General features: G+C 68.3%; 6 protein-coding genes and 1 pseudogene. All 7 read left to right on the forward strand.

Annotated features, from left to right (window positions below; translation table 11 throughout):
• Positions 1 to 13 precede the first annotated feature (13 nt).
• Positions 14 to 1,771, forward strand: coding sequence for a phosphomethylpyrimidine synthase ThiC (gene thiC, locus IDH44_RS23575; RefSeq protein ID WP_190921287.1), 1,758 nt, complete (start codon positions 14 to 16; stop codon positions 1,769 to 1,771).
• A gap of 49 nt (positions 1,772 to 1,820) precedes the next feature.
• Positions 1,821 to 3,209: a ThiF family adenylyltransferase gene (locus tag IDH44_RS23580; RefSeq protein ID WP_223869979.1), complete on the forward strand. Its 1,389-nt coding sequence runs from the start codon at positions 1,821 to 1,823 to the stop codon at positions 3,207 to 3,209.
• Complete coding sequence (thiE, locus tag IDH44_RS23585; protein ID WP_317890244.1) at positions 3,206 to 4,063, forward strand: thiamine phosphate synthase; 858 nt, start codon at positions 3,206 to 3,208, stop codon at positions 4,061 to 4,063. Before IDH44_RS23580 ends, thiE begins: the two co-directional genes overlap by 4 nt.
• Positions 4,064 to 4,067: 4 nt before the next feature.
• Positions 4,068 to 4,847: pseudogene (locus IDH44_RS23590) on the forward strand (thiazole synthase); the annotation flags it as partial.
• Between the two features lie 272 nt (positions 4,848 to 5,119).
• The gene (gene thiO / locus IDH44_RS23595; protein WP_190921289.1) at positions 5,120 to 6,358 is read left to right on the forward strand and encodes a glycine oxidase ThiO; all 1,239 of its coding nucleotides are present in this window, start codon (positions 5,120 to 5,122) and stop codon (positions 6,356 to 6,358) included.
• Complete coding sequence (gene thiD, locus IDH44_RS23600; RefSeq protein ID WP_190921290.1) at positions 6,355 to 7,335, forward strand: bifunctional hydroxymethylpyrimidine kinase/phosphomethylpyrimidine kinase; 981 nt, start codon at positions 6,355 to 6,357, stop codon at positions 7,333 to 7,335. The genes thiO and thiD overlap by 4 nt, the downstream gene beginning before the upstream one ends.
• A 352-nt stretch (positions 7,336 to 7,687) precedes the next feature.
• Positions 7,688 to 11,913 (forward strand): hypothetical protein (locus IDH44_RS23605; protein ID WP_397326834.1); only part of this gene is annotated, 4,226 nt, incomplete at its 3' end.

Raw genomic sequence — 11,913 nt, forward strand, 5'->3', positions numbered from 1 at the left:
GAGGTATTTTTTTATGGCGATCGAAACAAGTGCGCTGCCCGGCAGCCGCAAGGTGTATGTAGAGGGGACGCGGCCGGATGTGCGCGTACCGATGCGCGAGATTGCGCTCAGCGCGCCCAGAGGGGCCGACGCGCAGCCGGAGCCGCCGCTGCGCGTGTACGACACGAGCGGTCCGTATACCGACAGCGCCTGCGAGACGGATGTGCGGCGCGGGCTGCCTGCGCTGCGCAGCGGCTGGATCGCCGAGCGGGGCGACGTCGAAGCGTATGACGGCCGCGTCGTGCGGCCGGAGGACAACGGCTTCGTGAGCGCCGAACGTGCGAGCGAGAAGGGCGAGGCGCAGTTCCCCGGTCTGGCGCGCCGGCCGCTGCGCGCCAGCAAAGGGCGTAATGTCACGCAGCTGCACTATGCGCGGCGCGGCCTCGTCACGCCGGAGATGGAATACATCGCCATCCGCGAGGGCATGGAGCCCGAATTCGTACGCCGCGAGGTGGCGGAGGGCCGGGCGATCATTCCCGCCAATGTGAATCACCCCGAGAGCGAGCCGATGATCATCGGCCGTAACTTCCACGTCAAGATCAACGCCAACATCGGCAATTCCGCCGTCGCCTCGTCGATCGAGGAAGAGGTGGAGAAGATGACCTGGGCGACCCGCTGGGGCGCCGATACGATCATGGATCTGTCCACGGGCAAGAACATCCATACGACGCGTGAGTGGATCGTCCGCAACGCGCCGGTGCCCGTCGGCACGGTCCCGCTCTATCAGGCGCTGGAGAAGGTCGGCGGCGAAGCCGAGAAGCTGAGCTGGGAGGTGTACCGCGACACGCTGATCGAGCAGGCAGAGCAGGGCGTCGACTACTTCACGATCCACGCTGGGGTGCTGCTGCGCTACGTGCCGCTGACGGCGAAGCGCGTGACGGGGATCGTCTCGCGGGGCGGCTCGATCATGGCGGCGTGGTGCCTGGCGCATCATGAGGAGAATTTCCTCTACACCCACTTCGAAGAGATCTGTGAAATCATGAAGGCCTACGACGTCGCCTTCTCGCTCGGCGACGGCCTGCGGCCGGGCTCGATCGCCGATGCCAACGACGAGGCGCAGTTCGGCGAGCTGCGCACGCTCGGGGAGCTGACCAAGCTGGCCTGGAAGCATGACGTCCAGGTCATGATCGAGGGGCCGGGCCATGTGCCGATGCATCTGATCAAGGAGAACATGGACTTGCAGCTGGAGATGTGCGACGAGGCGCCGTTCTATACGCTCGGGCCGCTGACGACGGATATCGCGCCGGGCTACGATCATATCACCTCGGCGATCGGGGCGGCGATGATCGGCTGGTACGGCACGGCGATGCTGTGCTACGTCACGCCGAAGGAGCATCTGGGTCTGCCGAACAAGGACGACGTGAAGGAAGGCGTCATTACTTACAAAATTGCCGCCCACGCCGCCGATCTGGCCAAGGGCCACCCGCGCGCGCGGCTGCGCGACGACGCGCTCTCCCGGGCGCGCTTTGACTTCCGCTGGCAGGACCAGTTCCACCTGGCGCTTGATCCGGAGCGGGCGATTGCCTACCATGACGAGACGCTGCCGGCCGATGCGGCCAAGTCGGCGCATTTCTGCTCGATGTGCGGACCCAAATTCTGCAGCATGCGCATCACCCAGGATATTCGCAACTATGCCAAGGAGAATGGGCTGGAGACCGAGGCGGCCATCGAGGCCGGGATGCGGGAGAAGGCCGAGGCCTTCAAGGCGTCGGGCGGCTCGATCTATGGCTGAGCCGGGGAGCGGCTGTGCTACGGGACCCGGTGCCATGGGGCCCGATACCATGAGGCCTGGCGCCACGTGGCCCGGCGCACTGACAAGGGATGGCGACAAGTGCATTAAAGAAGCCAGGCGCCCCGGACCCGAGGCGCGGCCAATTGCGAGCGATCCGGCAATGGACGCGGAGGCGCGCTACTCCCGGCAGCTGCGCTTCGCGCCGATCGGCCGGGAAGGGCAGCGCCGGCTCGGGGCGGCCGTCGTGCTGATCGTCGGCGTCGGCGCGCTCGGCGCCTCGCTGGCCCAGCATCTCGTACGGGCGGGAGTCGGCTCCGTCCGGCTCGCGGACCGCGATTATGTGGAGCTGAGCAATCTGCAGCGCCAGACGCTGTTCGACGAGGACGACGCCCGCGCCTCGCTGCCCAAGGCCGTCGCAGCGGCGCGCAGGCTGCAAGCGATCAACAGCGCGGTGCGCGTCGAGCCGCATGTGCTGGACGTCCATGCGGGCTCGCTTGATCCGCTGCTGGCGGGCGTCCAGCTCGTGCTCGACGGCACGGATAATGCGCAGACGCGCTTGCTGCTCAGCGAGGCCTGCTACCGGCGCGGATTGCCGCTGGTCTACGGCGGCGTAGCCGGCAGCGGGGGCATGAGCGCGCTGCTGGAGCCGGGGCGAACGGCTTGTCTGCGCTGTCTGATCGGCGCGGATGCGCCGGAATCGCCGGACGGCCTGACCTGCGAGTCGCTCGGCGTGATCGGGCCGGCGGTGGAGTTCACCGCCGCGCTGCAGGCTGCGGAGGCGCTGAAGTGGCTCGCGGGGGATGCCGCGGCGCTGCGTCGCACGCTGGTCGCCTTCGAGCTGTGGCCGTTCGGTCTGCGCGAGCTGGCCCTCCCGGAGCCGGCGGACGATTGTCCGGTCTGCGGCGGGGGCGGCTGCTCCGCGGTCGCAGCTCCAGTCGAGCGGCGCTACACGGGTATGGCGGAGGCTGGCGGGCCGGCAGCCCGCACAGCGGAGCAGCGTGCACCGACCGCTCGCCTGGCCGGGCATCCGGTGGGACACGGGGAGCGTGCCGAGTCCGAGGAGCGCGTGGCGAAACGCCGGGACGCGCGGTCTGCGCCGCGGGGCGAGACAACCGTGCGATCCGATGGGCAGCCGGGGCAGACGCAGGCGACGGTACTGTGCGGTCGCGATACGGTGCAGGTGACGCTCGGGGTGCCGCTGGCGCTGCGGGAGTGGGGGGAGCGGCTGGTCGCAAGAGGGCTGGAGGTCGCGGCCAACCCCTATCTCGTACGGGCGGAGCTGAAGGACGGACGAAGACTCGTGCTATTCGGCGACGGGCGGGTGCTCGTGCAGGGGACCGCCGATGCCCAAGAGGCGCTGGCGCTCTGCGGCAAGTTCGTCGATCCGGAGACTGCAGGCGCCGCTGCGCAAGGCGGCGGGAGGAGGACAACGATATGAGCACAAGGCCGGAATATCTGCAGGATATGGCGCTGTATGCCATTACGGCGGAGGGCTGTCATCCGGGCAGCGATCTGATCGAAGTGATGGAGGCGGCGCTGCGCGGCGGCGCGGACATGCTGCAGTACCGCGACAAGCATTCGGAGCCGCAGCAGCGACTGGAAAAGGCGCAGGCGCTAAGGCGGCTGACGCGCCGCTACGGCGTGCCGCTGATCGTCAACGACGATGTCGAGCTGGCACTGGCGGCGGAGGCGGACGGCGTCCATCTCGGACAAGGCGACCTGCCGCTCGCGGCGGCGCGCCGAAGGCTCGGTCGAGACCGCCTCATCGGCATCTCGACCCATGCGCTGGCCGAGGCGCGTGAAGCTGAAGCAGGCGGCGCCGACTACATCGGCGCCGGTCCGGTCTACCCGACCGGGACCAAGCCAGATGCTGCGCCGGTGACGCCGGCTTATGTACAGGCGGTAGCGGCGGAGATTCGCATCCCGCATGTGGCGATCGGGGGCATCACGACGGCCAATGTGGCGGAGGTGCTCGAAGCCGGGGCGCGCTGTATCAGCGCGGTCTCTGCAATTGTCGGCAGCCCGGATGCCGAGCGCGTGAGCCGGACGCTCGCCGAGCGGGTGCGCGCGCATCGGGGTGAGGCGGACGCGGCCAGACGCATTATGCTCAACGGCCGCGAGGAGCAAGTGCAGGCCCGCACGCTCGGCGAATTGCTGCGGCGTCGCGGTCTGCACGGACGACGGCTCGTCATCGAGCTCGACGGGCGCATTGTACCGCAGCCGCAGTGGGCGCAGGAGAGGCTGTCGGCGGGCGCGCGCGTGGAGCTGGTTCATTTTGTGGGAGGAGGTTGAGGGTATGATCGAGCATGACCATGCAGAGGTGGATCCGCTGCGGATCGGCGGGGCGAGTCTGAGCGCGCGCTTCTTCCTGGGGACGGGGCGCTTCCCGTCGCCTGCGATCATGCAGCAGGCGCTGGCCGCCAGCGGCGCGGAGGTCATCACGTTCGCGGTGCGCCGCGTCAATCTGGATCACGTGGAGGACGATTCGGTGCTGCAGCATCTGGAAGGTCGCGCGCTGCGCTATCTGCCGAATACTTCCGGGGCGAGCAACGCCGACGAAGCGGTGCGGATCGCCGAGCTGGCGCGGGCGGCCGGGCTCGGCAACTGGATCAAGGTGGAGATCAGCGCCGATCCGCGCACGCTCTTGCCCGATCCGCTGGAGACGCTGCGGGCGACCGAGCGTCTCGCGGCGCTGGGCTACGTCACGCTGCCCTACACGTCCGACGATCCCGTGCTGTGCCGGCGTCTGGCGGAGGCGGGGGCGGCAGCCGTCATGCCGGGGGGCGCGCCGATCGGCACCGGACTGGGCATTCTCAATCCTTATAATCTAGGATTGATCTGCAGCGAGCTCGCCGTGCCGGTCATCGTCGATGCCGGACTCGGCTCGGCGCAGGACGCGCTCCAGGCCATGGAGCTGGGAGCAGCGGCGGTGCTGGCTAATACGCCCGTCGCGCGCGCCCGCGATCCGGTAGGAATGGCGCAGGCCTATGCGCTGGCGATTCGGGCCGGACGCCTCTCGTACCTGTCTGGCCGTATTCCGAAGCGGCCCTTCGCCAGCGCGAGCAGCACGCCGGAGGGGATGCTCGGCGGCGTATTGGGGTTCACGAGCGGGAGCGACGCAGCAGAGCGCGCGATAGCGGCATCCGAGCGGGATGCAGGAGCAGACGCGCCGACAGACACGGCGGTGCGCGCGCCCGCTTCCGACAGCGGCGCAGCGGGTCTGGCTGCCATGGGGGCGCAGCGGGGCATACCCGGGACATCCGGGACGCCTGGCAATGGTTCGGTTACGGCGACGGCTGCGGGCAGTGTATGCGGGCCCGGCTCGACGTCCGAGCGGAGGGAGCGGCCATGAAGCCGCGCCTGCTCGTGCTCGGCGGCGGCATCATCGGTCTCGCCTGCGCCTACGCGGCGCAGCGTCGCGGCTGGAGCGTGACGCTGGTGGAGCCCGGCGAGCTGGGCGGTCAGGCGTCCGGCGCGGCTGCGGGCATGCTTGCCCCGTTTACGGAGAATCCCGATCAGCCGGATGATTTTTTTCGACTGTGTCAGGACAGTCTGCAGCGCTACCCGGCGTGGCTCGAGGAGCTGGAGCGGGCGACCGGCATCGAGGTCCAGTACAGGCGGACCGGCAGTCTGAGCCTGGCGCTGCATGAGGCGGATCTGCTGCATCTGCGGGCAAGATGGCGCTGGCAGACGGCGTGGGGGGCCCGCGCGGAGCTGCTGGACGGCGCCCAGCTGCGCCGGCTCGAGCCGCAGCTCGGAGCGGCGGCGATCGCTGCGCTGTACAGCCCGGCGGAGAGCCACGTCTACGCTCCGCTGCTCGTACAAGCGCTGGAGCTGGCCTGCCGGGGGGCGGGGGTGCGCCTGATTGCGCAAGCAGGCGCCATCTCCGGCCCGGAGCCGGGCTACGGGCACGAGCGGATCGGACTGTCCGGCGGCGAGACGCTGACCGCGGACAAGGTGCTCGTCTGCGCGGGGGCCTGGACGACGGACTACGCGGCGGCGCTCGGACTGCGCCTGCCAGTGCATCCGATCCGGGGGCAGATCTGCGCCTATCGAATGACACCCGGGACGATCCGGCATATGCTCTTCTCGAGTCAAGCGTACTGGGTGGAGAAGGCGAACGGTACGCTCGTCTGCGGCGCCTCCGAGGATGTCGCCGGCTACGATACGCGCGTCACGGCCCGCGGCATCGACCGGCTCGTGCGCGTCACGCCGCGGCTGCTGCCGCAGCTCGAAGGGGCCGAGCCCGCGCACCGCTGGGCCGGTCTGCGGCCGGCGACAGTCGACGGCCGGCCGCTGCTCGGCCCGGTGCCGGGTCGGCCGCGCGTGCTGGTCGCAGCGGGGCATTACCGCAACGGCATCCTGCTCGCGCCGGCGACGGCCGAGGCGATCGCCGAGCTGCTGGAGGAGCGGGAGCCCGCGCTGCCGCTTGCGGATTTTGCTCCGGGTCGCTTCGCGCGCGGTGCATCATCCTTCACGCACGGCGCATCATCCGCCCAGGCGCCATCCGGCGGCGCGCCATCCGGGGAAGTCTCATCCGCCCACGCATCATCCGGTGACGCCTCGTCCGGGAGGCATGGCGTATGAGCGGCATCGCGCGACCCGAGACGGCCGCTACGCGGCCCGGCGGCGGCATTGTCGCTCCGGTGGCCCGCGTCCTGACGGTCGCGGGCTCGGATTCGGGCGGCGGCGCGGGCATTCAGGCGGATCTCAAGACGATGCAGGCGCTCGGTGTGCACGGCATGAGCGCGGTGACAGCGGTGACCGTACAGGACAGCCTGGGGGTCAAGGAGGTCCACCAGCTCCCGCCTGCGCTGGTCCGCGCTCAGATGGAGGCGGTGCTCGCGGATATCGGCGCCGATGCGGTCAAGACGGGCATGCTGCATTCGGCCGACACGATTCGCGCGGTGGCGGAAGTACTGCGCGACTGCCCGGAGCTGCCGCTCGTCCTCGACCCCGTCGTGGCCGCGACCAGCGGAGCGGCGCTGCTGGAGCCGGCGGCGCTGGCCGAGCTAAGGCGGAGCCTGCTGCCCCGCGTGTATGTCCTGACGCCGAATCTGCCGGAGGCGTGCCTGCTGCTGGGCCGCGCGCCGGGCGCGATCGACAGCGTGGATGCCATGTTGGACTGCGCCCATGCGCTGCTGCAGCTCGGCCCGCGCTATGTGCTGCTCAAGGGCGGCCACCTGGCGGGCGCTGCAGCGCGCGGCCAGGCGGTCGACGTGCTCGTCGGAGGAGAGGAGGCGTCGGGCGGACATCCTGCGGCGGTCGAGAGCGCACCTGCCGGAAGCGTCAAAATTCTGGCCGGTGACTGGTGGGATACACCCCATACCCATGGCACAGGCTGCGCCTTGGCGGCAGCTCTGGCGTCCTATCTCGCGCTTGGCCGGACGGTCGATGACGCTGCGCGCGCCGCCAAATCCTACGTGGCAGCGGCGATCGCGGCGTCGTATCCGCTCGGCAGCGGGCGCGGAACGCTGGCGCATCTGCCGCCGATCCGGCCGTATCGGCGGCCGGCCCGGGCATCGCGCGCGCTACCTTCGCGCGGACCGGACGGAGCCCGGTAGCGTGCAAAAGTAACGCTACTGGTGCGGCGGGGGCTGGACTCGTAATAGGTATGCGATTAATTATAGTGAAGCATTAAAGGAGCATTAGTGGAGCATTAGTGGAGCATTAGTGGAGGCCGCATTGCGGCCTTTTTATTATTCGGTCGGCGACTTCTCGGCCATTGACAAGAATCGGCAGCGTCAGCGTATGCGCAGCTCCATCACGTCTGACAACGATACGGATCCGAAAGCAATGCTCAGCAACAGGAGCAACCTGCAGCTACCCGCGAGAACACCGGTCGGTCGGCAGAGTGACCGGCCCAATTGGCGGTGCATATGCTGAGCGTAACGACTGCAAGAGAAGGAGAGGACTATGGCCAAGAAAAGGAGAGGAAAGACGAGCAGAGCGCGCAAGCCGCTATTCTATGTCGATAATCCGAAAACCTCTGAGCTCCAGTGGCTGGATGAGCTGAAACGCGACGGATCGGGAAAAGGCAGGAACGACGCAAAGTCCGTGACCATCAATACGACGGCGTCGGCCAATCTGGAGGACGCGTCTGCGAAAGCGCAGGAAATTCCACAGGGGTATCCGGACCGGCTGAGGCCGTCGGCACAACCGCAAGCCCGGCGCCAATCGGGGGACACGCATCAGGATGAGATCGAGTACGACGAGCAGGGAGCGAGCGCCGGCGACGGCACAGAGACCGAGCAGATCTCGGCAGCGGTCAGAGCGCGATCAGGCTCCGACGTACCAGCTTCCGATTCCGAAGCATCACCCGCACCAACGTCATCGGCTGCGCAATCGGCGGATGAAGCAGCCGTCAAGCCGCTGGACCGGCAGGCACGAATCGAACGCATCGCCGAAAAGCGACAGCCGGCCAGCCCTGCTCCGATCATCTACACCGACGATCTTGCGAACGGGGCCGTCACCTCGAGCAAGCTCGCGGCCGGTTCGGTCGGACCGGAGCAGCTGCGCAAGGGCGGCGTGGTAACGCATGTGCTGGGCGATTTTGCGGTAGAGAGCGTCAAGCTGGCGGACGGAGCGGTCACCTCCCCCAAGCTGGGGACGGAAGCCGTGCTGGCCGAGCATCTCGCACCCGGCGCGATTACCGGCACCCATATTCGAGATCGCGGCATCGACGGGTCGAAGCTGAAAGACGGCAGCATCACGTCCGATAAGCTGGCCGATCGCACGATCAGTGCCGACAAGCTGGCGGAGCAATCGATCACTGCCCGTCATCTCAGTCTCGGGAGTATCGGCGGGGACCTGATCGAGCCGAGCTCGATCTCGTCGGAGGCGATTGCCGGCGGCGCGGTGCGGACGCCCCATCTGGGCAACGAAGCTGTCGACACATCCAAGCTGGCGGATGGCGCAGTCAGCAGCTCCAAGCTGAGGGACGGCGCGGTCACCTCATCCAAGCTTGGCGAGGCGTCGATCGATTCGACCCATCTGAAGCCGAATATCTTGCTGGCAGACCATCTGAAGGAGGGCACGGTGCGGGGAAAGCACATCGCTCCGTCCGCCGTGCACAGCGACCATCTGAGCGAGGGAGCCGTCGGAAGACGGGAATTGCGTCAAGCCAGCGTCGACAGCATTCATCTCGCGCCGCGGTCCGTCGGAACGGAGCAACTGAAGCCGGGCGCCGTAAAAAGCGGACACGTCTCAGTCGATGAAATTGCGAGCGTGCATCTCCGCGGCGGCGCCGTAACGACCGGCAAGCTGTCGGACCAGGCGGTCACGACGATCAAAATCGGCGATCATGCGATCACGGCCTCCAAGCTCGCGGACGCAAGCATCATCTCCGCCAAGCTGGCGGAGGATGCCGTGCACACCAAGCATCTTGGTCGAGAGAGCGTCACGGCTGCCAAGCTGGCGCCAGGCAGCGTCGAGTCGGCTCATCTGGCCCGGGAGTCGGTCGGCGAGACCGCGCTGCAGGATCAGGCAATCGCGTCCCGTCACATGCAGCCGGACAGTGTCGAGGCGGAGGCGCTGGCCCCGCTGGCGGTGCGGGAGGAGCATATCGGCATCGGCGTGGTCGGGCGCTTGCAGCTGGCGGAGGAGGCGGTGGATGCGACCAAGCTGGCGCCGGGCAGCGTTACATCGGCGAGTCTGTCTGACGGGGCGGTCGGCGAGCTGCAGTTGGCCGAGGAAGCCGTGACAGCCACCAAGCTGGCCGCGGGCGCTGTGCGGGCTTACCACCTCGCAGAGGGTGCGATCCCGGAAGCCGCGCTGGCAGCGGAGGCGATCGGCCCGACCAGACTGCGCGATCGCGCGATCGAGACGCGGCATCTGGCGCCCTGGAGCGTCTCGACCGAAGCGCTCCAAGATGACGCGGTGTCCGGTGCCCAGCTCGGGCCGGCGAGCATCGCCGAACGGCACTTGCAGGATGGCGCGGTCCAGACTCATCATATCGCCGATCATGCGATCAATGATCTCAAGCTCTCGCCGGAGAGCGTCTCGACCGACAAGCTGACAGCCTGCGCCGTGACCGGCGACAAGCTCGCGGACGGCAGCGTCGATAGCGACAAGCTGGCTTATGGCAGTGTGTCCGCCCGCCATTTGGCGGAGGCCTCGGTGCACGATCTCCATATCCAGCCCGGCGCTGTTCAAGGCAGGCAGCTGGCGGACGGCACGGTCGACAGCAGCAAGCTGGCGATTGCGGCAGTCGCTGCCGCCCATCTGCAGGCGGAGGCAGTCGATGCCCGGGCGTTGGCGGCGGGCAGCGTCGGACGGCAGGCGCTGGCGGATGAAGCGGTGTCCAGCCGGCATCTGGCCGAGCAAGCTGTACTTGGCAGTCACCTCGCGGAAGGGGTGGTAGCGGAGCGCCATCTGGCAGACGGCGCGGTGAGCGGGGTCAAGCTGAGCGCAGGCAGCATCGCAACCGGCCACTTGTCGGCCGCCTCCGTCGGCGAGCAGGCGCTGATCGATGGGGCAGTGACGACGAGCAAGCTGGCGTCGGCGTCGGTCGGCTCCGAACAGCTGGGCGAGCGGAGCGTGCAGGCCGGACATCTCGCGGAGCAGGCCGTGCAAGCCACGCACTTGGCCGCTGGTGCAGTCCACGCCGCAGCGCTCCAGCCGAGCAGCGTCACCGCCGACAAGCTGGCGCCGGACGCGGTGACGGGCCGGAAGGTCGCGCTGGAGACGCTCTCCGGCAAGCATCTCAAGTCGGAGACGCTTCAAGGCCATCATCTGAAGCCGGGCGTTATATCGGAGCAGCACCTCGTGCGCGGGCTGCTGGCACCGGAGCGTCTGCTCGCTGCCGGGTTGCATGGTGAATTGCTGCTGGACAGCAGCGTAGACGGCGCCAAGCTGGCGGACGGCAGTGTGGATGCGAGCAAGCTGGCAAGCGGAGCGGTGCAGGCACAACTGGGAGCCGGTAGTCTGAGCGGCGAGGTCCTGCTCGAGGGCAGCGTAGACGGCGCCAAGCTGGCGGATGGCAGCGTGGATGCGAGCAAGCTGGCGAGCGGAGCAGTGCAGGCGCAGCTGGGAACCGGTAGTCTGAGCGGCGAGGTCCTGCTCGAGGGCAGCGTAGACGGCGCCAAGCTGGCGGATGGCAGCGTGGATGCGAGCAAGCTGGCAAGCGGAGCAGTGCAGGCGCAGCTGGGAGCCGGTAGTCTGAGCGGCGAGGTCCTGCTCGAGGGCAGCGTAGACGGCGCCAAGCTGGCGGATGGCAGCGTGGATGCGAGCAAGCTGGCGAGCGGAGCGGTGCAGGCGCAGCTGGGAGCCGGTAGTCTGAGCGGCGAGGTCTTGCTCGAGGGCAGCGTAGACGGCACCAAGCTGGCGGACGGCAGTGTGGATGCGAGCAAGCTGGCGAGCGGAGCAGTGCAGGCGCAGCTGGGAGCCGGTAGTCTGAGCGGCGAGGTCTTGCTCAAGGGCAGTGTAGACGGCGCCAAGCTGGCGGAAGGCAGTGTGGATGCGAGCAAGCTGGCAAGCGGAGCGGTGCAGGCACAACTGGGAGCCGGTAGTCTGAGCGGCGAGGTCTTGCTCGAGGGCAGCGTGGACGGCACCAAGCTGGCGGACGGCAGTGTAGATGCGAGCAAGCTGGCAGCGGGCGCGGTAGATGCGAGCAAGCTGGCAAGCGGAGCAGTACAGGCGCAGCTGGGAGCCGGTAGTCTGAGCGGCGAGGTCTTGCTCGAGGGCAGCGTGGTCGGCACCAAGCTGGCGGACGGCAGTGTAGATGCGAGCAAGCTGGCAGCGGGCGCGGTAGATGCGAGCAAGCTGGCAAGCGGAGCAGTGCAGGCGCAGCTGGGAGCCGGTAGTCTGAGCGGCGAAGTCCTGCTCGAGGGCAGCGTGGACGGCACCAAGCTGGCGGATGGCAGCGTGGATGCGAGCAAGCTGGCGAGCGGAGCAGTGCAGGCGCAGCTGGGAGCCGGTAGTCTGAGCGGCGAGGTCCTGCTCGAGGGCAGCGTAGACGGCACCAAGCTGGCGGACGGCAGTGTGAATTCGAGCAAGCTGGCAAGCGGAGCGGTGCAGGCACAGCTGGGAGCCGGTAGTCTGAGCGGCGAGGTCCTGCTCGAGGGCAGCGTAGACGGCGCCAAGCTGGCGGACGGCAGCGTGGATGCGAGCAAGCTGGCGGACGGCAGTGTGAATGCGAGCAA

It is taken from the genome of Paenibacillus sabuli (assembly GCF_014705605.1).
Classification (GTDB): domain Bacteria; phylum Bacillota; class Bacilli; order Paenibacillales; family Paenibacillaceae; genus Paenibacillus_D; species Paenibacillus_D sabuli.

Excerpts from the sequence above, each read along its gene's own strand:
- thiC (WP_190921287.1), top strand. The coding sequence starts at position 14 with ATGGCGATCGAAACAAGTGCGCTGCCCGGCAGCCGCAAGGTGTATGTA.
- IDH44_RS23580 (WP_223869979.1), top strand. The coding sequence starts at position 1,821 with ATGAGGCCTGGCGCCACGTGGCCCGGCGCACTGACAAGGGATGGCGAC.
- thiE (WP_317890244.1), top strand. The coding sequence starts at position 3,206 with ATGAGCACAAGGCCGGAATATCTGCAGGATATGGCGCTGTATGCCATT.
- thiO (WP_190921289.1), top strand. The coding sequence starts at position 5,120 with ATGAAGCCGCGCCTGCTCGTGCTCGGCGGCGGCATCATCGGTCTCGCC.
- thiD (WP_190921290.1), top strand. The coding sequence starts at position 6,355 with ATGAGCGGCATCGCGCGACCCGAGACGGCCGCTACGCGGCCCGGCGGC.